Genomic DNA, 24,515 nt, shown 5'->3' on the forward strand with positions numbered 1-24,515 from the left:
AAGATGTGCGACCCAAGCCCAGATCAGGCCAGTGCCCCCACCGCCGGTCCGTGCGTCCGCACCGCCTGTTGATGGATGAGTTCGAGTACGCGGTCGGCGATCACATTGTTACGTGCGCGGTGGTGCCGGCGAACCACGATGGTGCGCCGCGGCGTCGGTTCGGAGATGGCGACGGTGCGTACCCCGGCAGGTAGGTCGATGAGGGCAAGCCTGGGTACCACGGTGAGACCGACACCTGCGGCAACGAATCGCACCGCGGTCACGTAGTCGTGTGTTTCGACACGAAAGCACGGCGTGAATCCCGCGGCAGTGCAGGCACGCAGGAGATTCTCCCGGCAGTTGCCGCGCGCAACGTCGTTGTCGATCCACGGTTCGCCTGCGAGCTCACGCAGGGTCACCGAATCCCGTTCAGCGAGAGAGTCTCCGGCGCCGACCACGACCACGTAATCCTCGGTGACCAGGGCAGCGGTGTCGTAGTTCGATAGCTCGGTGCCGGGCATGCCGGCGACATTGATCTCGACGTCGGGCGCCGCGTCGTCGGCGTCGGCGAGTTCGACCAGCCGTAGATCCAGCCGGACAGCGGGATATTCCGAGCTGATGGTCGCGATGACCGCCGGCATCCAGGCCGCCCCCGCCGACGCGAAGTAGCTCACCCGCAGGGTGCCGGCGCGGCCATGTCGAAGATCAGCGACCAGACCGTCGAGACGCGACAGCCCGTCGAAGACCGCCGCCGACTCCGCCACGAGGGTTGCGCCTGCATCCGTGGGGGCGATTCCACGCCCGACCTTCTCCACCAGGGTGAGTCCGATCTCACGTTGCAGCACAGCGATGTGCTGACTCACCGCGGACGGTGTGCACCCCAGCGCGGCGGCAGCACCACCGATCGATCCCTCCGCGACGACGGCACGCAGGATGCGCAGGATGCGCAGGATGCGCAGGATGCGCAGGATGCGCAGGATGCGCAGGATGCGCAGGATGCGCAGGATGCGCAGGCGATGAGGATCGATCACGCGCAACGCCTATACGGTACTGCTAATCATTAGTTTAGAAATATTCAATTGTGCTGAAGTGTTTTTCCGGGGACGATACCCGCCATGGCCTCCTCGACGACCTCCTCGCAACGCACCGTGAACATGCCCGCGTTGGCCATGGGGGTCACGGTCACGCTGTGGGCGTTCGCGTTTGTCGGAGTCCGGTCGGCCGGGCGCGTGTTTTCCCCCGGCGTCCTGGCGCTGAGCCGGCTCTTCATCGCGGTGATGGTGATGGCGGTGATCGCTACCATCGCGGCGACGTACACCGCCTATGCCGGTCACGCCACGACCAGGCGTCTGCGTCCGCCGTCGGCCGCCGCGCTCACCCTTGTGATCGCCTACGGGGTGGCATGGTTCGGCGCCTATTCGATCGTGATCAGCTGGGCCGAGCAACACATCGATGCCGGAACGACGGCGCTGCTGGTCAACTTGGCCCCGATTCTGGTGGCCGTCTTCGCAGGTTTCTTTCTCGGCGAGGGCTACTCGGCGCGGCTGTTGACTGGCATTGCAATCGCTTTCGCCGGCGTTGTGCTCATCAGCGCCGGCGGGGGCGGGTCGCAGACCGACTGGCTGGGCGTCGGTCTGGGGTTGCTCGCCGCGGTGCTGTACGCCGCTGGGGTGCTGTTGCAGAAGGTGGCACTGCGGACCGTCGACGCGCTGAGTGCCACCCTCTGGGGAACGCTGGTGGGCTTCATCGTGACGCTGCCATTTCTGCCGGCAGCGGCCCGGGAACTGAGCCTGGCCTCCGCCGCCGATCTCTGGTGGCTTGTGTTTCTCGGGGCGGGCCCCAGCGCCATCGCGTTCACCACGTGGGCGTATGCCTTGGCGCGCACCAACGCGGGAGTGACGGCCGCGACCACGCTCATGGTTCCCGCGTTGGTGATCGCGTTGGTGATCGCGTTGGTGATCGCGTTGTCGGGACTGTTGCTCGCCGAGGTTCCCAACCCGCTAGGGCTCGCTGGCGGGGGAGCATGTTTGATCGGGGTCGCGTTGGCTCACGGACTGCTGCGGCTGCCAGCGCGTAGTCGGCGGCGCACCGGTACAGGTGATCAATTGCAGGGCGTTGAGAGCTTGCCGGTGGGCCTGAGCGACTATGCGGCGTCGAGCACCGCACCATCTGGGCGCCAGTTGTAAACCATCGGCGTGCAGCGGTACATCAGCGCCAGATCGATGGCATCCAACATGGCTTGGCGCGGTCCCGGCTTGCGCAGCTGACGGGCTGACACCGCGATGCGCACGACACCGCCCCGCCGAGCGACTCGGTCGGCTGACAACACCACCATCCGGCACCACCACGGTTCGGAGAGGAAACCCTCCCCGATGCCCAGTACGCGGGTCCGCACAGTCGTCTTGCGGACCAGATCCGAAATCCCGTGATAATCGGCGAGCAAGCGGAATCCGTTGCCCGGCAATGCCTTGACCACACCCGGCGAAACAACCCAGCCCGGCGCCGCGAACAAGCGGGTACGTAGCCCGAGATGTTCGAGCACCCGGTCGGCGGCCATCACCCGCAGGTTGGCCTCATGGGCATGAAGTGTCGCGAACTCGCCCCGGCGCTTCTTGGTCGCCGCTTCGTCATACCCGTGCAGCACCAGGGCATCGCCACCATTGCGACGCCCGGCCAGCCAGTCGACGGTGTGCGGATCGCGATCGAGCCGGTAGCCCCCCTTGAGCCGCGGCGCGACCAACAGCGACAACGGCACCGAGCGCTCGTCCATCTGCGCACAGAACGACTCGACGTCGGCCAGGGTGCGCTCGCCTATCCCCGAAACCGAGACGATCAGTTTTCCAGCCACGCTTGCAGTTTGCCGAATGCAGGTTTCGAGACGGTGAAGGACATACAGACTTAAAACGTCTAACTAGCATGCCTGACGTGCGGATATTCCGATTACGGCCGGGTTAACCGGCAAGCCGGCGGGCCAATGGCGCATCGCCGCCGATGACATGGCGAGATATGCCTAGATATGCTCAGTACCGCCATGGACGAGGCGCATTGCACACCGGCGGAGGTAGCACCGCCCGATACCCGCACGGGGACAAGCAGCCCCGGCGAACACGTCTACCCCGACCGGCTCGACGCGGGACTGCTGCGCATTGCCGGCGTTTGCGTGCTCGCCTCGTTGATGTCGGTACTGGACGCCACCGTCGTCGGCGTCGCACAGCGCACGTTCATCATCGAATTCGACTCCACCCAGGCTGTCGTGGCATGGACCATGACCGGCTACACGCTGGCACTGGCGACCGTGATCCCGGTGGCTGGCTGGGCAGCCGACAGGTTCGGCACCAAGCGACTGTGGATGGGCTCGGTCCTGGCCTTCGCCCTGGGTTCGCTGCTGTGCGCGCTGGCACCGAACATCCTGTCGCTCATCTTTTTTCGGGTGCTTCAGGGTGTCGGCGGTGGCATGTTGATGCCGCTGGGGTTCATCATCCTAACTCGGGCCGCGGGCCCAAAACGGCTGGGGCGCTTGATGGCAGCCATCGGCATACCGATGTTGCTAGGCCCGATCGGTGGCCCCATCCTGGGCGGCTGGTTGATCAGTTCCTTCGGCTGGCACTGGATCTTCTTGGTGAACCTGCCCATCGGCCTGGCAGCGTTCGCCTTGGCGGCGATTACCTTTCCGGCGGATCGTCCGGTGCCCTCGGAAAGTTTCGATGTCATCGGCGTGCTGCTGCTCTCGCCAGGCCTGGCGGCATTTCTGTTGGCCCTGTCATTGATTCCCGACCGGGGCACCGTGGCCGATCGCTACGTGTTGATACCGGTCATTGCCGGCTTGTCACTGATCGGCGGGTTCGCCTGGCATGCGTGGCACCGTGCCGATCACCCGCTCATCGACCTGCATCTGTTCAACAACAGCGTGGTCACCCAGGCCAATCTGACGCTGCTGGCCTTCGCCGCGGCGTATTTCGGCTCTTCGCTGTTGATCCCCATCTACCTGCAACAAGTGCTGCACCAGACGCCGATGCAATCGGGGCTCTATCTGATCCCCCAGGGCCTGGGCGCCATGCTGACCATGCCCATCGCCAGTGCCTTCATGGACCGGCGCGGGCCAGGAAAGAGCGTGCTGCTCGGCATCGTCCTGATCGCCGTGGGCCTGGCCATGTTCACCTTCGGAGTCGCCACCCGGGCGCAGTACCTACCCACGCTGCTGGTCGGGCTCGCGATCATGGGCATGGGCACGGGATGCACGCTGATGCCGCTCGCCGGAGCAGCGGTGCTGACCCTGAAGCCGCGGGAGATCGCGCGTGGTTCGACCCTGATCAGCGTGACCCAGCAAGTGGGCGGATCGATCGGCACCGCATTGATGGCGACGATACTGACCAACCAGTTCAATCGCAGCGACAACATCTGGGTCGCAAACAAGGTGGCCACTTTGGAACAGAACGCGGCCGCACGGGGAGTCACGGTTGACCCCTCCGGGTTACCGCCCCAGGCCCTCACCCCCGACTTCGCCGACAACGTGATGCATGATCTCTCCCACGCCTACACGGTGGTTTTCGGGGTTGCCGTGGTGCTGGTGGTGTCGACCCTCATCCCGGCGGCATTCCTGCCCAAAACGCCGGCAGCCGCTCCGGCTAGCTTTTTAACAGCATCATTGCGATACGCAATACGGTGTCCATCGGGTCTAGCGCTCGCACTTGCGCATCGAGTGCGTCGTTGAGCCACAAGGTCGAGAAGCCGTGCACCAAGGACCAGGCGGCCAACTGCGCGCCCTCCGGATCGAACCGCGCGCCCGGGTCACGCAAGGTCGCTACCCCGGCGGCCAATTCGGCAGCGGCAGCGGCCTGCGCCGCGGCCAGGTCGGCGTCATCGGCGTCATGCAACGACCGGTTGAACATGACCTGGTAGTGGCCGGGATGCTCGATCGCGAAGCGTACGTAGGCCAGGGCAGCATCGGCGAAGTGACCACGGGCCGCCACGAGGGCGGCCGCCAGCAGTTGAAATCCCTGCGTTGCCAGCGCGGTGAACAGGCCTCGCCGATCGGTGAAGTGGTGCGCGGGGGCCGCATGTGACACGCCGGCGTCGCGCGCCAGCTCCCGCATCGACACCCGGTCCGCGCCCCGCTGTGCCACCAATCGCGCCGCCTCGTCCAGGATTACGGCCCGCAGGTCACCGTGGTGATACGCCGGACGATTCATCCCGCCAGCATACAAGCCAATCTTGACAGTGAATAGTTCCGCGGGTTAGCCTGACGGTCAATCTTGTCATCGACTAGATTGTTGGGAGGCTCAGATGGCACCGATGATCACCCTGGTGCTGGGCAGCATCGTGGCCCGCATCATCGGCCAGCTCGGCGTCGCTTACCTGGACAGCTGGTCCGCCGCGATCGCGGTCGGACTGGCGGCAATGTTCACCCTGACCGGCATCGCGCATTTCGCGCCGCCGCTACGCGGCGACCTCGTCGCGATCGTGCCGCCCCGGCTGCCGGCGCCCGGGCTATTGGTCTCCATCACCGGAGCGCTGGAACTGCTGGGCGCCGCCGGCCTGCTGCTGCCGGTCACCCGGGTGGCAGCGGCACTGTGCTTGCTGATCCTGATGCTGGCGATGTTCCCCGCCAACATCTATGCCGCCCGGATGCCCAGCCCACCCAAGTCGATGACGACGCGGCTATCTGTGCGCAGCGCCGAGGAGCTCGTATTCCTAGCCGCCGCCGCTATCGTCGCAACCGGCGGCTGCCAGTAACCACGCGTATTGGAAGGCGGTTTCCTTCCAGCGTTCGTATCGCCCGCTGATACCGCCGTGCCCGGCGTTCATCTGCGTCTTCAGCAGCACCTGATTGCCGTCACCGTTGGCATGACGAAGCGCGGCAACCCATTTGGCCGGCTCCACGAAGTACACCCGGGTATCGTTGAGCGAAGTCATCGCCAAGATGGCCGGATACCGCCGGTCCGCGACGTTCTCATACGGCGAGTATGACTTCATGTAGGCATAGACTTCGCTGTCGCTCAACGGGTTTCCCCACTCGTCCCATTCGGTGACGGTAAGCGGTAGCGACGGATCCAGAATCGTGGTCAGCGGATCCACGAAGGGCACCTGGGCAAGAATTCCGGCGAAAAGTTCCGGAGCCATGTTGGCCACCGCACCCATCAGCAGCCCTCCCGCGCTGCCCCCCAATGCCACCAGACGTTCCGGCTGGGTCAGGCCCGATTCCACCAGATGCTCCGCCACCGCGATGAAGTCGGTAAAGGTGTTCTTCTTCTGCAACAACTTTCCGTGTTCGTACCACAACCGACCCATCTCGCCACCGCCACGAACGTGGGCGATGACGAACACCATTCCCCGATCCAGCAGTGACAATCGCGCGATGGAAAAGCGTGGGTCTTCACATATCTCGTAAGCGCCGTAGCCGTAGATCATTGCCGGCGCCGGAAGCTGGATGCCGCCGCGATACACGATCGAGATCGGGATACGGGTGCCGTCTTCGGCATGAGCCCAGTCACGGCGCTCGACATAGTCTTCGCGACGATAGCCACCCAGCACCGGCTGCTCTCGCAGCAAGGTGCGCTCACCGGTGCAAAAGTCGATGTCGTAGATGCGCACCGGGGTGATGAAAGATCCTGCGCCTACTCGCAATTTGGGGCAATCCCAATTGGGATTGGCGCCCAGGCCGGCCGACATCAGCTCGGAGTCGAACACGACGTCTTCGACCTCGCCGTAATCACCGTCGGCGGTCAGCGGCCACAGCTGGATGCGGGGCAACGCCTCGATGCGGTAGCTGACCACCAGGTGGGCGGCAAAGGCGTCCACGCCGTCCAGGCGCACGTCCTCGCGATGTGGGATGAGGGTGCGTTGCCGGGTCGGGTCGTCGACCGGTGCCTCCACCAGGGTGAAGTTCACCGCGCCGTCGTTGTGCAGGATGAGGAACCTGTCCTGCCCACCGATCACGGCGTGTTCCACCGAATACTCGACGCCCTCGCGGCGCGGCAGCACGATGGTGAATTGGGCGCTGGGGTCGGCCGAATCCGCGTAGCACATCTCGGAGGTCACCGAGGAGCCCGCCGCGATGAAAATGTATTTGTTGCTGCGGGTACGTCCGACGCCCAGCCAGAATCGTTCGTCGGGTTCGTGGTAGACCCGTTCCGACGATCCGGGTGAGCCGAGTCGGTAGCGCCACACCGTGTCCGGGCGCCAGGCGGCGTCAACGGTGATGTAGTAGACGGTGCGGTGGTCGGCGGCCCATGTCGCGCCCGCGCCGATGTCTGCGATTTCATCCGGGTAGCGCTGGCCGGTGCGTAAGTCCTTGAACCGCAAGGTGTAACGCTCGTCGCCGACCACATCTACCGAATAGGCCAGCACGTTGTCGTCCAGGCTGACACTGGCCGCGCCCAAGGCGAAGAAATCGTGGCCTTCGGCTTCCTCGTTCTCGTCGAGCAGAACCTGTTCGCCCGGTATCTCGGTGTGCTCGTCGAATTGCGGCGGATTCCAGTCGTCCGGGTCTGCGGCCGGGCAACGACAGTGCACGCCGTACTGTCTTCCCTCGAACGTGCGGGCGTAGTACCACCAGTTGCCGCGTCGCGTCGGAACCGAGAGATCCGTTTCCTTGGTGCGGGCTTTGATCTCATCGAAGATCTTCTGCCGCAACGGCTCGAGATGCGCGGTGGTCTGATCGGTATAGGTGTTTTCGGCCTCGAGATGTGCGATGACTTCGACGCTGTCCTTGTCGCGCAGCCACTCGTAGGGGTCTACAAAGACGTCGCCGTGGTGCTCCCGGCGAATCTCCACGCGCTTGGCGACGGGGGGAAGGGTGGGATCGGTCATGCGCCCGGCCCGATCCATTCACCGAAACTGAGACCCGAAATTCGTTCGTAGGCTTCGATGTAGCGCTCCCGTGTGGCTTCGATGATGTGATCCGGCAACGAGGGTGGCGGCTGATCACCGCCGCGGTCCCAACCGGATTCCGCACTGGTAAGCCAGTTGCGGACGAATTGCTTGTCGAAGCTGTTCTGGACCACCCCGGCCCGGTACTCATCGGCGGGCCAGTACCGCGACGAATCGGGGGTGAAGATCTCATCGGCCAGCAGCAGGTTACCGTCGCGGTCGGCGCCGAATTCGAACTTGGTGTCGGCGATGATGATTCCTCTGGTCAGGGCGTGGTCGGCGGCCTTGACGTAGATCTGCAGGGTGCGGTCGCGCAGCTGGTTGGCGCGTACCCCGCCAACCGTCTCGATCACTTGGGCGAAGGAAATGTTTTCATCGTGGTCACCCAGCTCGGCCTTGGTGGCCGGGGTGAACAGTGGCTCGGCGAACTTGCTGGCCTCGACCAGGCCAGGCGGCAGGGCGATACCGCAGACCTTCCCACTCGCCTGGTAGTCCAGCAGCCCTGACCCGGTCAGGTAGCCGCGGGCCACGCATTCCACCGGAAGCATCTCCAGCTGGCGTACCACCAGCGCGCGACCAAGCACCTCGTCGGGGATCCGCGGGTCGTCCGGGGGGCCGGCCAGGTGGTTGGGGGCGTCGACCAGGCCGAAGAAAAACACGCTCATCGCGGTCAGGATGCGGCCCTTGTCCGGGATCATGCTGTCGAGCACGTAGTCGTAGGCCGAGATCCGGTCGGAGGCGACCAGCAGCAGATGCTCGTCGTCCACGCGGTATAGCTCGCGAACCTTGCCGCTGGCCAGGTGCTGGTAGTCGGACAATTGGGGGCGCATCGGGCCAGCCTATCGGGCAACCAGACCGCCCCATTCTGCCGGGAGCTGTGCTGGTATCAGTGGTATGAAATCGCGGTTCTTGCCCTACTCCACCAGGCCGCTCCGGTTGGCGATCCAATTGTTCAGCGATATCACCGTGGCCGTCTGGACCACGCTGTGGGTATTCGTCGGCATCGCCGTGCACCGCGCCATCTCGGCGATCGCCGAAGCGGGGCACCAGATCGAGACCGGCTCGCAAGGGGTCGCGGGCAACTTGGCCTCGGCGGGGCACGGCGCCCAGCACATCCCGTTGGTGGGCGATGCGGTCAGCAAGCCGATTGCCGCCGCGGCCGACGCCGCACTCGGCATCGCCGAGGCCGGACACAATCTGGATTCCACGGCGAGCTGGCTGGCGATCGTGCTCGCACTCGCGGTGGCCGCCACGCCGATCCTGGCCGTGGCCATGCCGTGGTTGTTCCTACGGTTGCGGTTCTTCCGGCGCAAGTGGACCGTGACGGCCCTGGCCGCCACGGCGGCGGGCCAGCAGCTGCTGGCCCTTCGGGCGTTGACCAACCGTCCAGCGGCCAAGCTGGCGGCCGTCAGCGCGGATCCGGTTGGTGGCTGGCGCCGCGAGGATCCGGCCATCATCCGCGGCCTGGCCGCACTTGAATTGCGGGCGGCCGGGGTCAGGCTTCGCTACCGGTAGTCGATGACGACGCGGCCGTCGATCTGTCCGCGCTCCATGCGCTCGAAGACGTGGTTGATGTCTTCGAGCGCGGCGCCTTCCACCGTGGGGTGAATCAAACCGCGGGCGTAGAAGTCCAGCGCCTCGGCCATGTCCTGGCGGGTGCCGACAATCGAACCGCGAATCGTCAGGCCCTTGAGCACGATGTCGAAGATCGGCGCCGGGAAGTCCCCCGGGGGTAGCCCGTTGAACACGATCGTTCCGCCGCGCCGCGCCAGCCCGATGGCCTGCCCAAACGCCTGCGGATGCACGGCGGTGACCAGGACGCCGTGCACCCCGCCGGTGGCTTCTTGCACCTGCGCGACGACATCGCTGGTACGGGCATTGACCACCAGTTCGGCACCCAGCCGGGCGGCCAGCGCGAGCTTGTCGTCATCGATGTCGATGGCCACCACCCGCAAGCCCATCGCGCGGGCGTACTGCACGGCAACATGGCCGAGCCCGCCGATTCCTGAAATGGCGACCCACTGGCCCGGCCGGGTGTCGGTCACCTTGAGCCCCTTGTAGACGGTGACACCGGCGCACAGGATCGGCGCGACCTCGAGCGGGTCGGCACCGTCGGGGATGCGTGCCGCGTAGTCGGCGTTGACCAGCATGTAGGTGCCGAAGCTGCCGTTGACGGTGTAACCGCCATTGCGCTGGTTTTCGCACAGCGTTTCCCATCCGGTACGGCACTGTTCGCAGCTGCCGCACGCCGACCACAGCCAGGCATTGCCCACCTTGTCGCCGACCTTCAGGTCGGTGACGCCGTCCCCGAGCGCGACCACGGTGCCGCAGCCTTCATGCCCGGGAACGAACGGCGGGGCCGGCTTGACCGGCCAATCTCCATGTGCCGCATGCAGATCGGTGTGGCACACACCCGAGGTCTCGAGTTTGACAAGTGCCTCACCGTAGCCCGGGGTGGGCAACGCGAGTTCCTTGATCTGCAACGGCTCGCCGAATCCGGTGACGACCGCCGCGCGCAGGGTTTCGGTCGCCTGCGTTGCACCTGGGTTAGCCAGTGTCTGGGTCATGACGGTTCCAATCGTTGACGGTCTTATTGGTGGGTCTTTTTCGAAACGCGATCAGAAGAAGCCCTGGGCCTTGCTGCCGTAGGACACCAGCAGGTTCTTGGTCTGCTGGTAGTGGTCGAGCATCATCTTGTGGTTCTCGCGTCCGATGCCGGACTGCTTGTAGCCGCCGAACGCCGCGTGGGCGGGATAGGCGTGGTAGCAGTTCGTCCAGACGCGGCCGGCCTTGATGTCACGCCCGGCCCGATACGCGGTGTTGCCGTCACGGCTCCACACACCCGCGCCTAGCCCGTAGAGGGTGTCGTTGGCGATGCGGATCGCGTCGTCGTAATCGGTGAACGAGGTGACCGAGACCACCGGGCCGAAGATCTCCTCTTGGAAGATGCGCATGTTGTTGGTGCCTTCGAAGATGGTGGGCTGCACGTAGTAGCCGCCGTTGAGGTCGCCGCCCAGTTCGCAGCGCTCACCCCCGGTGACCACCCGCGCACCCTCCTCTTTGCCGATCTCGATGTAGGACAAGATCTTTTGCAGCTGGTCGTTGGAGGCCTGCGCGCCGATCATGGTCTCGATGTCGAGTGGATCCCCCTGGCGCACGGTCTTGGTGCGGATCGCCGCCAGTTCCAGGAACCGGTCGTAGATGTCGGCCTGAATCAGGCCGCGGGACGGGCAGGTGCACACCTCGCCCTGGTTGAGGGCGAACATGGTGAAGCCCTCCAGCGCCTTGTCCTGGTAGTCGTCGTGGGCGGCCAGCACGTCGGAGAAGAAGATGTTGGGGCTCTTGCCGCCCAGCTCCAGCGTCACCGGGATCAGGTTCTGGCTGGCATATTGCATGATCAGCCGTCCGGTGGTGGTCTCTCCGGTGAAGGCGATCTTGGCGATTCGGTTGCTCGATGCCAGCGGCTTGCCGGCCTCGACCCCAAATCCGTTGACCACGTTGACCACACCGGCGGGTAGCAGGTCACCGATCAGACTCATCAGGTACAGGATCGAGGCCGGGGTCTGCTCGGCGGGCTTGAGCACAACGGCGTTGCCGGCGGCCAGGGCGGGGGCCAGCTTCCAGGTGGCCATCAACAGCGGGAAGTTCCACGGGATGATCTGACCCACCACGCCCAGCGGTTCATGGAAGTGATAGGCCACGGTGTCGGAGTCGATTTGGCTCAGCGAGCCTTCCTGGGCGCGGATGGCCCCGGCGAAGTACCGGAAGTGGTCGATCGCCAGCGGAATGTCGGCGTTGAGCGTCTCGCGGATCGGCTTGCCGTTGTCCCAGGACTCGGCCAGCGCGAGCGCTTCGAGGTTCGCCTCCATCCGATCGGCGATCTTGTGCAGAATCGCTGCCCGCTCGGCGGGTGCGGCCTTGCCCCAGGCGGGCGCCGCGGCGTGGGCCGCGTCGAGTGCCTTTTCGACATCGACATCGGTGGAGCGTGGCACCTCGCAGAACGGTGCGCCGGTTACCGGGGTTAGGTCCTCGAAGTACTCGCCTGCGGCCGGCGCGACCCACTCGCCGCCGATGAAGTTGCCGTAGCGGGACTCGAAAGTCATCAATGAACTGTGCGCGCCCGGACGTGCGAACACGGTCATGGTTTCACCTGCCTTAACCTGGCTTGATGGGGCTGTATGAAGTTTGTGCCACCCCGAAAATGTGTCGGTCATCACAAATCTAGGAACGTGAGGGTTGCAGCACCGTTGCACGCCCCCGCAACGGCGAAACCTCAGGCCAGATCGAAGTCCAGGCCAGCCAGGTGGCCCTGGGCCTGCGCCCGCCGTGGCGAGCCGGCCGGCGAGCGGTCGTAGAGCATTCGCCAGCCTTGCCGGTCATCGCGCGCCTCCGGCAGCCTGAGCCAATTCGCCAGGAGATCGGCATCATTGGATGCGACAACGGCGGCCCGCAAGGTGTTGCTGAGTTCGGTGCGCACCCGCGCGATGCCCGGGGACACCGATTGCGGCAGCAACGCACCGGCGTAGTGGCGCAGCGCCTCGGCCAGGTCGCCGCGACGCACGGCGTCGAAGACATCGCCGACATCGGTGGCGATGGGTTCGGTGAGCCGGTAGGGACGCGAGGCGATCAGGTGCTCCCCCACCACGCGACGCAGCCGGGACATCTCCGCGCGAATAGTCACGACATCGAGTTCGCGGTCATCGAGCAGCACGGCGAGGTGATCGGCACTGAGCCCCTCGGGGTGCCGGTCGAGCAGGACCAGGATGTCGGCGTGACGACCGGCCAACATTGTCGGGCCCATCCCCGCGACCCGCCAGGAGGGTCGCTGCGCACCCAGCACCGACAGTTGCGCCTGTCGCGACGGCTGCGGCTGCACAGCGCCGCTGCGCAGCAGGGCCAGCTGGCTTTCCACGGCGACGCCGGTGGCCCGCAACAACGCCAACGTCTGGGGTGAGGCGACGCTTTCGCCGCCGGTGAGGTCGATGGCCCCGATCAGCACACCGGTCGACGGGTCGTGCACCGGCACCGCGGTGCAGTTCCACGGTTGCACCAAGCGGGAGAAGTGTTCTGATCCGCGAATCTGAAGCTCTCGATCCAGCGCCAGCGCGGTTCCGGGAGCGTTGGTGCCGGCGCCGCGCTCACTCCAGTCGGCCCCGGGCACGAAGTCCATCGACTCGGCTTTTCGACAGGCGCGGCGGTCACCGTCCACCCACAGCAAGGTGCCGTCGGCGGACGTCACCGCAACAATGACGCCCGAGTCGGCAGCATCATCGATCAGCAGGCGGCGAATGAGGGGAAGCACCGGCGCCAGTGGGTGCGCACTGCGCAGCCGCTCCACGGTGTCGGAGAGCTGCGCGATCTGCCCGCCACCGCGGTCCGGGTCCACGCCGGTCGCCAGGCTGCGCCGCCAGCTGTCGGCGACGATACGCCGCACCGGAGTGGAATCCAGATATGTCGAATCGACCCGACCGGCAACGAACCGGTCCCGCAGGGCACGCAGCGCCGGCATCGAAAGCCGTGCTGCGGCTATCTCATTCGCAGTCCTCATCGTTGCCACCAGCAATACCTTCGCGGTGCGCTCACCTGCGACTCAGTGAGCGCGCATGACTCACGATAACCGAATCCGCGCCCACCAGGCAGGGGCCTTTGGCCCCGCCACCGAAGGCGCCGACCAGCAACGCCGACCGCCCAACCGCACCGCTTCGTCCCTACCGGGATGCGACCCTGGCCAACCCAAGTCGCGAGCGCCCTCGCACCCGCCGCGCCTCAGCCCGCGACGGTAGCCAATGCCGGCCCCCAAGTGGCCGGCAGCATCGGCATTGCCGGGCCATCGCCAACCTCGGCGCCAGCCAACGTGGTAAGCCCGCTCGGCTGCGCCACGATCCCCTTGCTGGCGGTGCTGACAAATCCCCACGGGCCGGCACCCTGATCACTTGGCGCCACCGCCGGCACATCCACCGAAGCCACCGTCGATACCGAATCGGACAGCGGCTGGGGCGCTATCGCGTGATGTGCGCTGACCAGCACCTCCCTGGATCTCTCCGCAACCCGTTCGACCTCGGCGAGGTCGGCATTCGCCATCTGCACGTCATAGAGGTGGCGCCCCACACCGAGCGGCACGCTCACCGGCACCGCAATCTCGGCGCCAGAAGTGAGCACCGGCGCTGCCGCGAGAAATCCGACAAAGTACCCGATGATGATTTGGGCATACGACAACGAAATTACGGGAATCCACGAAAAGAATTGACCAAGAAGGGTGCTGAAAAAAAATACGACCGCTTGCACTGGAAATGCAACAATGGCCACCAGCGCCGCAAGTACGGTGGCAATGCTGGGAGTCTCTATCGCAGCAACGATCAATGCGATCAGCGCTGCAAGCGGTGGTGTCGCGGCAGCTGCCGAGGCCGCGGGGCCGACGACCGCGGCTGCTTCACCGCCGGGTACGAGTATCCACGGGGCTGGGGCAATGTTTGGCGCCGCTAGCAACTCCCCCTGCGTAATCATTTGGTAGGTGCCCATCACGGCGGCCGCTTGGACCCACATCCGCACATAGTCCATCTCGTTCACGGCAATCGGGATCGTATTGACCCCGGAGAAATTCGTCGCCGACAGCACCGCGTGAACGGTGTGGTTTGCCGCCAGTTCGACCAAACTCGGCATCGCCGCCACCGCAGCGCCGTACGCGGCCACCACCACGTCGACCAGGGCGGCCTGGCGCGCGTAATCCGCGCTGACCTGGGTCAACCACGCAAGATAGCGCTCATTGGCAGCCGCATAACTCTGCTCGGCTGGGCCCCACCACACCTGGGGCACCGCACCCACCAAGCCAGCGAGCTCCGCTGCGGCAGAGGCGTACTCGCCGCTCAACGACTTCCATGCGGCAGCAGACGCCAGCATCGGACCGGCGCCCGGGCCACTGCTGAGCAAGCCCGAGTGCACCTCCGGCGGCGAGGCCATCCACATAATCGCCGTCATCGAGTCTTCTCCCCTCAGCGGCCCATCCCAAGAGCCGCGTCGCACACTACCTACCGCGAACTATAGGTACCCAAAGCAACCTTAGGTACCCGAAGCGACTTGTCTCACTTGGGGTTTGACCTGTGACGGTGGACACCCGGCAGATGAGAATAGTAGCCGATATCGGACACTATAGCGGATGGGTAGGCCATCGCGCGAAGATGCACCACCACACATCGATGGCCGCCCGGGTAGCTCCAGGACGAGCGCGACCCATGGCGTCAGCCGGGCCGGCTACCCGATAGCGCTACCCACCAAACAGTTCTACGACCAGGTGTCGGATCCCGGTGTGCCGGTTACTGCGGGTCCATTCGACCGGCTGGCCAACCAGCACGACACCAAACCGGCCGAGCAGCTCCTCGAATAGCACGCGCAGCTCCAGCCGGGCCAGATTGGCCCCCAGACAATAGTGAACGCCTTGCCCGAATCCCAAGTGCGGGTTTGGCTTTCGCGTGATATCGAACTCGTCAGCGTGGTCGAATATCCGGGCATCGCGGTTGGCAGAGCCTTCCCAGATCTGCACCTTCTGCCCGGCCTCGATCGAGCACCCGGCCAAGGTGACGTCACGGGTGGCGGTACGCCGTTTAGACGGAGACGGCGACGTCCAGCGCACCATCTCCTCGACCGCCGTCGGTAACAAGTCGAGATCGCCACGCAGCGCGCGCAGTTGTTCTGGATGCTCGGCCAGCGCCAGCAGCCCGCCCGCCACCGCGTTGCGTGTCGTCTCCGCCCCAGCGCTGAACAGCAGGCTGAAGAACAGGTACAGCTCGAGATCGGACAGGGCCGGCTCATCTCCCCCGTCCACCATTGCGTTGGCCACCACGGACAACATGTCGCCGGTGGGCGCGGCACGCTTGGATGCGATCAGCTCCTGGCCGTAGGAGTACATCCGCGACGCGGCCTCCTCGGCCGTCTGCGCGACCGACAGCTGCGAAACCGCCGCCTTGCGCGAGCCACCGAAATCGAACTGGGGTTCAATGGCCTCGAATAGCCAATGCCGTTCAGATTCAGGCACTCCCAGCAGGATGCAGATCATCTGCATCGGCAGTTCCGCGGCCACGTCCACCAGGAAGTCGAAAGGTTCACCCGGCACCACCGCGTCCAGGAGCCGCCGGGTCCGGGCACGCAGGTCGTCCTCCACCCGGCGGATCATCCGCGGTGTCAACCCGGAGCTGACCAGCCGCCGGATCTGCGCATGCCGCGGGTCATCCATCATGTTGAGCACCTGTCCCGCAATGGCCAGGTCCTGCAACAAGGTGCCACCAAAGGGACGCTGGCCGCCGGTAACCGATGAGTAGGTCACCGGATCACGAAGCACCTCGAGAGTTTCCGGGTACGTGGCCACCGACCAGAAGCCTTCTCCGTCGGGGGTGTTGTCGGTCGGCTCGTGCCAGTACACCGGTGCTTCGCGGCGATGGATCGCGAACAGCGCGTGCGGGAAACCGTCGGCGAAGTTGTCCAGATCGGTGAAGTCGATCTTGGAGAGCACGCCGGCGGATGTCACAGAATTGCCCCCGGAGCGTATTTGGCCGCCTCCGGGTAGCGACCCACCAGAGCGTCGACCTGCGCGGCCACCTGGTCAACCTGGTCGGCCGCGGCACCGGTGAATGCCGCCTTGTCGGCCAGCGCCGCGTCCAGTGCCGCGCGATCCAGCGGCAACCGCGGATCGGCGGCCAACCGGTCCAGCAAGTCGGGTTCGGACCCGTGTTCACGCATCGCCAGTGCCGTGGCCACCGCGTGTTCGCGGATCACGTGATGGGCCGACTCCCGCCCCATACCGGCGCGCACCGCCGCCATCAGCACCTTGGTGGTGGCCAGGAACGGCAAGTAGCGGTCCAGCTCACGCGCGATCACCGCCGGATAGGCTCCGAACTCGTCCAGCACCGTCAGGAATGTCTCGGTCTGACCGTCAATGGCAAAGAAGCTGTCCGGCAACACGACTCGACGCACCACCGAGCAGAACACGTCGCCCTCGTTCCACTGCGCACCGGCGAGCTCGGCGGCCATGGAGGCGTATCCGCGCAGCACCACCTGAAGCCCATTGACGCGTTCGCAACTGCGGGTGTTCATCTTGTGCGGCATCGCCGACGAACCGACCTGCCCCGGCGCGAAACCTTCGGTGACCAGCTCGTGGCCGGCCATCAGCCTGATGGTGTGTGCCAACGAGGAAGGACCCGCGCCCAGCTGCACCAGCGCGGAGACCACGTCGTGGTCCAGTGAACGCGGGTAGACCTGCCCGACACTGGTCAACACCGTCGAGAAGCCCAGGAAGTCGGCCACCCGCTGTTCGAGGTCGGTCAACTTGGCCGAGTCACCGTCCAGCAGATCGAGCATGTCCTGGGCGGTGCCCATCGGGCCCTTGATCCCGCGCAACGGGTAGCGGTCGATCAACTCCCGCAACCGGACCAGGGCAATCAGTGTCTCTTGGGCCGCCGAGGCGAATCTTTTGCCCAGCGTGGTGGCCTGCGCTGCGACGTTGTGGCTGCGCCCGGCCATCACCAGATCGCGGTAGGCCACCGCCCGCTCGGCCAGCCGCGCCGCCACCGCCACCCCGTGAGCGAAGGTCAGGTCCAGCGACTGCCGGATCTGCAGCTGCTCCACGTTCTCGGTCAAGTCCCGGCTGGTCATCCCCTTGTGCACGTGCTCGTGGCCGGCCAGGGCGTTGAATTCCTCGATGCGGGCCTTCACGTCGTGGCGCAGCACCCGCTCGCGGGACGCGATCGAGTCCAGGTCCACGTCATCGATCACCCGCTCGTAGTCGGCGATCGCGTCGGCAGGAACATCGGTGCCCTTTGCGCCTAACTCCCGCTGCGCCCGCAGCACCGCCAGCCAGAGCCGCCGCTCGGCCACCACCTTGGCCTGCGGCGACCAGATCGCAACCATCTCGGCGCTGGCATAGCGGGCGGCCAGGACGTTGGGAACGCTCACTTGGTCCTCACGAAGACACAGCTTACGGTCGAGCACTCCGGGCAGGTCCAGATCCCGGATGCGGGCGACCGGTCGGCAAGGTAGGGGCACCCGGATGAGGCCGCCCTACCCTGGCCAGGTGTACTTCGCCGGCGTGGATCTGGCCTGGGCCGGTCGCAATCCGACCGGCGTCGCGGTGCTCGACTCGGACGGTCACCTGGTCTGCGCCGGCGCGGTCCGCGAGGATGCCGCGGTGCTCGCGGCGCTAGGGCCCTATCTGCGGGGTGCTTGCCGGGTCGCCTTCGACGCGCCGCTGGTGGTGGCCAATGCCACCGGCCAGCGGCCGGCCGAGACCGCACTCAACCGGGACTTTCGCAAGTTCGAGGCGAGCGCACATCCAGTCAACACTGGAAAGCCCGAGTTTGCCCGCGGTCCGCGGGCCGCACGCCTGGCCGACTCCCTGAGCCTTGATATCGACCCCTTCTCCCCCGCTTCCCGGCGCGCCATCGAGGTCTATCCACACGCGGCCACGGTGGCCCTGTTTCGGCTGCCACGCACCTTGAAATACAAGGCCAAACCTGGCCGCAGCGTCGATCGGCTCAGATCGGAGCTGCTGCGACTGATGGACGAGGTCGAAGCACTGCGCACCGCGCCGGTGCCGCTGCAGGTGACCGGGAACCAGGACTGGCTCTCGTTGCGCCGGCAGGTGGTGACCGCGCAGCGCAAGTGCGAGCTGCGCCGCGCCGAAGACCCGGTCGATGCCGTCGTGTGCGCCTATGTGGCGTTGTACGCCGAACGATGCCCCGCCGACATCACCGTCTACGGAGACCTCACCAGCGGTTACATCCTGACGCCGACCCTGCCGGCCGGCCTGACCCCGGCGCCTACAGCCAGGCGCTAGACCTGGACCGGCCGCTGATCGACCGGCGCCAGCACGTCGATCAGATCGACCACCGTCGCCAGCGCCGCGGCACGCGGATCCCGCCCCTCTACCAGGGCGGACACCACCGAGCCGTCGACCGCGCAGATCAATGTGCACACCAGTTCGATGCGCACGGAACGCCCGGATCGTTCGATGGCCTCGGCGACCGCCTCAGCACGCTGACGCAAGCTGCGACGCATGCTTTCGCGCAACGCCGGCAGGCGGGTACAAGCGATATTGCGCTCATATCGCGATATCAGCTGCTCAGCGAGCCCAGGACTGGAGACATCCCCCACCAGGAGGTCAACAAGCACGTCAGCGGTGGTTTCAGGGCCCCGACGCCGCCGCGACAGCGCGTTGACCCTGGCCCGTAATTGCGCCACCTCGATCATCCCGACGTGTTCGACCGCCCGGGCGATCAAATCGTCTAGGGAAGAGAAGTAGTAAGTGGTCGACGCCAGCGGCAGTCCAGCCCGCCGCGCGACCGCCCGGTGGCGCACCGCTTCGAACCCACCCTCGCCAAGCAGCTCGGCGGCGGCACTTACCAACGCATACCGCCGACGTTCTCCTTTTCGAGTAACAGCTGCCGTCACGCCCACACATGCTGCCAGCAAAAGTGGTACTGCATTGCCATTTTCGCCAAACGTCCATGACATGATGGCCCGCATGCCAGACCTCAGCCGCCGCGCCGTGCTCGGTCTCGGCGCCAGCGCCACCCTTGGCGCGGTCGGCGCATATGCACTCGACATGGCGCTTTTGCCGCGGACTTCGCGTGCCGCGCCCGCGCCGGCGATTGGCACAAACGTTCCATTGGCTCCGGCACGGCCGCTCGATCCGCCCCCGCCCGCGCAGGCAGCTCCGACGATGACCACCGGCTCGTTTGTGTCAGCGGCTCGAGGCGGGATCACGACGAACTGGGCGATCGCCCGCCCGCCCGGCCAGACCCAGCCGCTGCGGCCGGTGATCGCGCTCCACGGTAAGGGCAGTGACGCGGCCACCGTGATGGCCGGCGGGGTCGAGCAGGGCCTCGCCCAGGCCGTCAACGCCGGGTTGCCGCCGTTCGCGGTGGTGGCCGTCGACGGCGAGGGTAGCTACTGGCACAAGCGAGCGTCCGGGGAGGACTCCGGGGCCATGGTGCTCGACGAACTCATCCCGATGCTGGATTCCCAGCGCCTGGACACCTCACGGGTGGCCTTCCTCGGCTGGTCCATGGGCGGCTACGGCGCATTGCTGCTGGGCGGACGGCTCGGCCCGGCCCGCACCGCGGCGATCTGTGCGGTGAGCCCGGCGCTGTGGACCTCGGCCGGCGCGGCCGCACCGGGAGCCTTCGACGGGGCCGCCGACTATGCGGCCAACTCGGTATGGGGCATGCCGGCACTCGGCTCGATCCCGATCCGAGTGGATTGTGGCGACAGCGATCCGTTCTACAGCGCGACCAAGCAGTTCATCGCTCAACTTCCGAATCCGCCCGCGGGCGGATTCTCCCCCGGCGGGCACAACGGCGGATTCTGGAGCTCGCAACTGCCCGCGGAGCTGACCTGGATGGCGCCACTGCTGGTGGCGTAGCCCCGGCGCCCGCCGGGAGCCGGCCACCTCAATTGAGCCCGCCGCAGCTACGTGCAACGATCCGGCGGTGACCTCATCTGCCGGATCCGCCTCGCCCTTCGGCTGGACCTTTCCGTACGCATGGCCGCACACGCCCATCCTGGCCGCCAACGCCGTGTGCACCTCACAGCCGCTGGCCGCCCAAGCGGGTCTTCGGATGCTTGCCGAAGGCGGGAACGCCGTCGACGCCGCTATCGCCACCGCCATCACCCTCACCCTGGTGGAACCGGTGTCCAACGGCATCGGCTCGGACGCCTTCGCCATCGTCTGGGACGGCCAACAGCTGCATGGGCTCAACGCATCCGGCCGCTCGCCTGCGGCGTGGACGCCGGAATACTTCTGCGGCAAGGGCGTTCCGATGCTCGGCTGGAATTCGGTGACCGTGCCGGGCGCCGTATCGGCATGGGTGGACCTGCACGCCAAGTTCGGCAAGCTGCCCTTTGAACGGCTCTTCGGTCCCGCTATCACGTACGGCCGCAACGGCTTTCTGGTATCACCAAAGGTATCCGCACAATGGCAGGCTCAAGTGGCCCTGTTCGCGGACCAGCCCGGATTCGCTGAGGCGTTCCTGCCCGGCGGTCGGGCGCCGAAGCCCGGCGAGCTGTTCACCTTTCCCGACCACGCGGACACACTCGAGAAGATCGCCGCCAGCACGGGGGCAGCGTTTTACCGAGGCGAGCTGGCCGACAAGCTGGAAGCGCACGCGAGGGCCAATGACGCAGCGCTGCGCGCCAGCGATCTGGCCGCGCACCGCACCGACTGGGTCGGCACCATCAGCACAAACTACCGCGACTACACCATCCACGAGATTCCGCCCAACGGCCAGGGCATCGTGGCGCTGATCGCGCTCGGGATCCTCGACCAGTTCGACATGTCCTGTTATCCAGTCGATTCCGCCGACAGCGTGCACCTGCAGATCGAGGCGCTGAAGCTGGCTTTCAGCGATGCCCAGCACCAGCTGGCCGATATCGACCACATGACGGTGGGGCCCGACCAACTCCTCGACAAGGAATACCTCAGAGGGCGGGCGGCACTGATCGACCTCAAACAGGCAAAGCCAGCTTCGGCCGGGACCCCCAAAGGGGGGACCATCTATCTCACGGCAGCCGATGCCGACGGCTTGATGGTATCGATGATCCAGTCGAACTATATGGGGTTCGGTTCCGGCGTGGTGGTGCCCGGAACAGGGATATCACTGCAAAACAGGGGATCGGGTTTTGTTGCAACACCAGGACACCCGAACCAGGTCGGACCCCGAAAACGCCCCTACCACACCATCATTCCCGGTTTTGTCACCAAGGACGGCGCCCCGGTACTCAGTTTCGGCGTGATGGGCGCCCAGATGCAGCCCCAAGGACATGTACAGATGATGGTCCGCATCGCCGACTACGGCCAGAATCCGCAAGCGGCATGTGACGGTCCCCGATTCCGATGGGTCCAGGGATTGAAAGTCAGCTGTGAGAAGGGCTTTCCACCGTCGACGCTGGACGAGTTGCGCCGCCGTGGCCACGATCTGGTTACCGTCGAGGACTACAACGAGTTCGGTAGCTGCCAAGCGATTTGGCGGCTCGAGCATGGCTACCTGGCCGCCAGTGACCCACGCCGAGACGGTCAGGCCGCCGCCTTCTGACCACGGCCGTCGATTTGCATCGTCATTCCAAATTCACTGCCGCACGTCCAATCGAAATGTCATCCGATGATGATTTGGTCCGAGCAACTCGCACCAAGAATTAGAAACCACGATCTCGCCCTAAACCAATCTTGCTGACGGCAAATGTCGTTAGCTGGGATGATTTTTTGGGCCAAGACGGAGGCCGGATTGGCGCGATCCCCAAACCGAATGCCGATTCTTTCCATCCCAACCAGCAATCGGTCCGCGGACAAGCCGCATGCGGGCGGTCAACCGGGCCCGGACCAGGCACGCAGCATGATCGCGGTCGATTCGCGGCGACGGGGCCGACGCATCTGGTCGACGACTGGCAAACATCCGGCGGCGAGCGACCAGCCGCCATTTGCCGCGATTCCAACACCACCAGTCAAGCGCGCCCCAAAAGATGACCGTTGCTACTCTGAGCCGGTGAATCGCCCGGTGATCCTCGATGAGTCCGATGTTAGCGATCGGCGTACGTTGGCGGAGTTGCGCGCCGATCCACATATCGAGGTGATCGACAGATGGGACGAGCAGAAGGCCAATGCCCAAAGTGTGCTGCCCCCGCTGGCCCCGGAAATTATGGCCGAATCCAAGCGATGGGCGTTTTATCCCTGGCGCAAGACGGTGGTCAGCATCCTCGGCCCCAGATCTTTTCGGGCGCTGCGGCTGGATCGCAACCGGAACCTGATCACCGGCTCCGAACAGGATCGACTCGGATCGGCTCAAGATCGGCGTGGTGGGCCTGAGCGTGGGGCATGCCGTCGCGCACATGCTGGCCACCCAAGGACTGTGCGGCACGCTGCGGCTCGCCGACTTCGATACCCTCGAGGTTTCCAACCTCAACCGGGTACCGGCAACGGTTTTCGACCTGGGAGTGAACAAGGCGACGGTGGCGGCTCGGCGCATCGCCGAACTCGATCCCTACCTCCCCGTGGAGGTCAACACGTCCGGGCTGTCCGCCGCGGCCATGGACGCGTTCCTGGACGGCCTCGACATACTCGTCGAGGAATGCGACTCGCTCGACATGAAGGTTGGGGTCCGCCTCGCCGCCCGGGCACGACACATTCCGGTGCTGATGGCAACCAGCGACCGGGGCCTGGTGGACATCGAACGGTTCGACATGGATCCGTCGCGCCCCATCCTGCACGGACTGTTGGGCGATATCGACCTCGACGAGCTGTCGGGCTTGTCCAATCGAGAGAAGCTCCCCTATATCCTCCGGTTGTTCGACATCCAGGGACTATCCACCCGGTCCGCGGCCTCGCTGGTCGAGATCGAGCAAACCCTGGCAACCTGGCCGCAGTTGGCCAGCGAGGTCTCGCTCGGGGCGACCGCGGTCTGTGAAGCCGTGCGCCGCATCGGGTTGAACGAGCCGCTTGCATCGGGCCGGGTGCGCATCGACGTCGGGCAGGCGCTCGATCGGGTTGCCGAACCCGCCCCGCATGACGAATCCAGCCCGTCGGGCGCGGACTGTGCGATGGCCGCCGAACCACCGGAGTCAGCCGCGCACCTCATCGTCGCGGCCGCGGCCAATCGGGCGCCGTCGGCCGCCAATAATCAGCCTTGGCATATCGAGACCGACCCGAATTCGGTGACCATCGAGCTCTCGACCGAGCACGTCGCGACGTTGGACGTCGACTACCGCGCTAGCGCCGTCGCCGTCGGCGCCGCATGGTTCAACGCCCGAGTTGCCGCGGCCAAACACGGAGTACTTGGACCTGCCGACATCGCCGGGCACGGGCATCGACTGTCGGCCGTGGTCAAGCTTGCCGACGGCGGGGACCCCAACCTGGCCCGCCTCTATGAGCCGATGTGGCTGCGGGAAACCAATCGTCATCGGGGTGCCGCTGTCGCACTCGAGGACGGGGTTGCCGCGTCCCTGGAAGCGGTGGCCGCGGCCGAGGGCGCTCGGCTGCAGTTGTTGACCGGTGCAGACAAGATCGCGGACGTGGCGTCGATTTTCGCCGCCTCAGACCGCGTTCGGTACCTGACCCAGCACATGCACGCCGAGATGTTGTCGGAGATCCGTTGGCCAACCACCGATTCCATGGAGTCGGGTATCGACATGCGCAGCCTGGAGATGGACCGCTGGGAGCTGACCGGCTTCAACATCGCCAGACGCCCGGACGTGATACGTAAGCTCGCCGAGTGGGAGGCCGGTGCGGGGCTCGGCAACTACACGCGCGCCCGCATCTGTGCCAGCTCGGGCTTCGGCGTGGTGTCCATTCAAGGCGATACTCTGGCCGACTACGCGCGCGGCGGCTCGGCCATGGAGGCGGTGTGGATCACCGCGCAACACCTCGGATTGGCGGTGCAGCCCCTGGCTCCGGTGTTCCTCTACGCGCGCAACGACGACGAACTACGTGGGTTGTCACCCGATTTCGCCGCGCACCTGGGTTCCCTCCAAGAGCGGCTGCGGGCGCTGACGCACACCAGAGCCGACGAGTCACACGTGCTGTTGTTCAGGTTCTCGCATGCCCCGAAAACATCGGTGCGTAGTCTGCGGCGCAGCCTGGGCACCGTTTCGGCCGCAGCGATGACGGGCTCGGGCTAGTTTCGACCAGCGAT

19 protein-coding genes and 1 pseudogene are annotated in these 24,515 nt (G+C 65.8%); 8 read left to right on the forward strand and 12 right to left on the reverse strand.

Going from position 1 to position 24,515, the window contains the following annotated elements:
* Positions 1-23: 23 nt before the first annotated feature.
* The gene (locus tag MPSD_RS25185) at positions 24-938 is read right to left on the reverse strand and encodes a LysR family transcriptional regulator (protein ID WP_086084748.1); all 915 of its coding nucleotides are present in this window, start codon (positions 936-938) and stop codon (positions 24-26) included.
* A gap of 156 nt (positions 939-1,094) precedes the next feature.
* On the opposite strand from MPSD_RS25185, the gene MPSD_RS25190 reads away from it, so the two are divergent.
* Entirely contained in the window at positions 1,095-2,165 is a 1,071-nt protein-coding gene (locus tag MPSD_RS25190; RefSeq protein ID WP_086084724.1) for a DMT family transporter, read from the forward strand.
* Here MPSD_RS25190 and MPSD_RS25195 read toward each other — a convergent pair.
* The gene (locus MPSD_RS25195; RefSeq protein WP_012396434.1) at positions 2,123-2,827 is read right to left on the reverse strand and encodes a DUF2334 domain-containing protein; all 705 of its coding nucleotides are present in this window, start codon (positions 2,825-2,827) and stop codon (positions 2,123-2,125) included. The two genes, MPSD_RS25190 and MPSD_RS25195, sit on opposite strands and share 43 nt — an antisense overlap.
* A 168-nt stretch (positions 2,828-2,995) precedes the next feature.
* Between MPSD_RS25195 and MPSD_RS25200 the strand changes: the two genes are divergently transcribed.
* Complete coding sequence (locus tag MPSD_RS25200) at positions 2,996-4,690, forward strand: DHA2 family efflux MFS transporter permease subunit (RefSeq protein WP_020785825.1); 1,695 nt, start codon at positions 2,996-2,998, stop codon at positions 4,688-4,690.
* Here MPSD_RS25200 and MPSD_RS25205 read toward each other — a convergent pair.
* Positions 4,605-5,168, reverse strand: a complete 564-nt coding sequence (locus tag MPSD_RS25205) for a TetR/AcrR family transcriptional regulator (protein WP_036426229.1) — start codon at positions 5,166-5,168, stop codon at positions 4,605-4,607. The two genes, MPSD_RS25200 and MPSD_RS25205, sit on opposite strands and share 86 nt — an antisense overlap.
* A 94-nt stretch (positions 5,169-5,262) precedes the next feature.
* Between MPSD_RS25205 and MPSD_RS25210 the strand changes: the two genes are divergently transcribed.
* Positions 5,263-5,712, forward strand: a complete 450-nt coding sequence (locus tag MPSD_RS25210; RefSeq protein ID WP_011738826.1) for a DoxX family protein — start codon at positions 5,263-5,265, stop codon at positions 5,710-5,712.
* Here MPSD_RS25210 and MPSD_RS25215 read toward each other — a convergent pair.
* Together MPSD_RS25215 and MPSD_RS25220 are read right to left on the reverse strand one after the other, a co-directional pair.
* A complete protein-coding gene (locus MPSD_RS25215) occupies positions 5,671-7,788 on the reverse strand; it encodes a S9 family peptidase (protein WP_086084749.1) in 2,118 nt (705 codons plus the stop codon). The two genes, MPSD_RS25210 and MPSD_RS25215, sit on opposite strands and share 42 nt — an antisense overlap.
* Positions 7,785-8,678 (reverse strand): phosphoribosylaminoimidazolesuccinocarboxamide synthase, encoded by an 894-nt coding sequence (locus MPSD_RS25220; RefSeq protein WP_015357298.1) that lies wholly within the window; start codon positions 8,676-8,678, stop codon positions 7,785-7,787. Before MPSD_RS25220 ends, MPSD_RS25215 begins: the two co-directional genes overlap by 4 nt.
* A 64-nt stretch (positions 8,679-8,742) precedes the next feature.
* Between MPSD_RS25220 and MPSD_RS25225 the strand changes: the two genes are divergently transcribed.
* Positions 8,743-9,363: a hypothetical protein gene (locus MPSD_RS25225; RefSeq protein ID WP_012396440.1), complete on the forward strand. Its 621-nt coding sequence runs from the start codon at positions 8,743-8,745 to the stop codon at positions 9,361-9,363.
* On the opposite strand, the gene adhP is transcribed toward MPSD_RS25225, so the two are convergent.
* The 6 genes from adhP to purB all read right to left on the reverse strand — a co-directional run bounded on the left by adhP (position 9,354) and on the right by purB (position 17,790).
* Positions 9,354-10,415 carry an alcohol dehydrogenase AdhP gene (adhP, locus tag MPSD_RS25230; protein ID WP_020726699.1) on the reverse strand — a complete coding sequence of 354 codons (1,062 nt, stop codon included), beginning with the start codon at positions 10,413-10,415 and terminating at the stop codon, positions 9,354-9,356. The two genes, MPSD_RS25225 and adhP, sit on opposite strands and share 10 nt — an antisense overlap.
* A 51-nt stretch (positions 10,416-10,466) precedes the next feature.
* Positions 10,467-11,990, reverse strand: a complete 1,524-nt coding sequence (adh, locus tag MPSD_RS25235; protein ID WP_086084725.1) for an aldehyde dehydrogenase — start codon at positions 11,988-11,990, stop codon at positions 10,467-10,469.
* A 131-nt stretch (positions 11,991-12,121) separates the two neighbouring features.
* The gene (locus MPSD_RS25240) at positions 12,122-13,357 is read right to left on the reverse strand and encodes a GAF domain-containing protein (RefSeq protein ID WP_086084726.1); all 1,236 of its coding nucleotides are present in this window, start codon (positions 13,355-13,357) and stop codon (positions 12,122-12,124) included.
* Between the two features lie 257 nt (positions 13,358-13,614).
* Entirely contained in the window at positions 13,615-14,823 is a 1,209-nt protein-coding gene (locus tag MPSD_RS25245; RefSeq protein WP_086084727.1) for a PPE family protein, read from the reverse strand.
* Positions 14,824-15,109: 286 nt separating this feature from the next.
* On the reverse strand, positions 15,110-16,366 hold the full coding sequence (locus tag MPSD_RS25250; RefSeq protein ID WP_020785819.1) for a cytochrome P450: 1,257 nt from the start codon (positions 16,364-16,366) through the stop codon (positions 15,110-15,112).
* Positions 16,363-17,790 carry an adenylosuccinate lyase gene (gene purB / locus MPSD_RS25255; RefSeq protein ID WP_020785818.1) on the reverse strand — a complete coding sequence of 476 codons (1,428 nt, stop codon included), beginning with the start codon at positions 17,788-17,790 and terminating at the stop codon, positions 16,363-16,365. The genes MPSD_RS25250 and purB overlap by 4 nt, the downstream gene beginning before the upstream one ends.
* 118 nt (positions 17,791-17,908) lie before the next feature.
* On the opposite strand from purB, the gene MPSD_RS25260 reads away from it, so the two are divergent.
* Entirely contained in the window at positions 17,909-18,670 is a 762-nt protein-coding gene (locus MPSD_RS25260) for a DUF429 domain-containing protein (protein ID WP_086084728.1), read from the forward strand.
* Here the strand turns inward: MPSD_RS25260 and MPSD_RS25265 are convergent.
* On the reverse strand, positions 18,667-19,290 hold the full coding sequence (locus MPSD_RS25265) for a TetR/AcrR family transcriptional regulator (RefSeq protein ID WP_085981880.1): 624 nt from the start codon (positions 19,288-19,290) through the stop codon (positions 18,667-18,669). The genes MPSD_RS25260 and MPSD_RS25265 overlap by 4 nt on opposite strands.
* A 55-nt stretch (positions 19,291-19,345) precedes the next feature.
* On the opposite strand from MPSD_RS25265, the gene MPSD_RS25270 reads away from it, so the two are divergent.
* From MPSD_RS25270 to MPSD_RS25280, 3 genes and pseudogenes are all read left to right on the forward strand, one after another.
* A complete protein-coding gene (locus MPSD_RS25270; protein ID WP_036426226.1) occupies positions 19,346-20,257 on the forward strand; it encodes an alpha/beta hydrolase-fold protein in 912 nt (303 codons plus the stop codon).
* A gap of 67 nt (positions 20,258-20,324) precedes the next feature.
* Positions 20,325-21,926, forward strand: coding sequence for a gamma-glutamyltransferase family protein (locus tag MPSD_RS25275; protein WP_086084729.1), 1,602 nt, complete (start codon positions 20,325-20,327; stop codon positions 21,924-21,926).
* Positions 21,927-22,373: 447 nt separating this feature from the next.
* Positions 22,374-24,501: pseudogene (locus MPSD_RS25280) on the forward strand (Rv1355c family protein).
* Positions 24,502-24,515: the final 14 nt, after the last annotated feature.

The sequence above is a fragment of the Mycobacterium pseudoshottsii JCM 15466 genome (assembly GCF_003584745.1).
GTDB lineage: Bacteria > Actinomycetota > Actinomycetes > Mycobacteriales > Mycobacteriaceae > Mycobacterium > Mycobacterium marinum.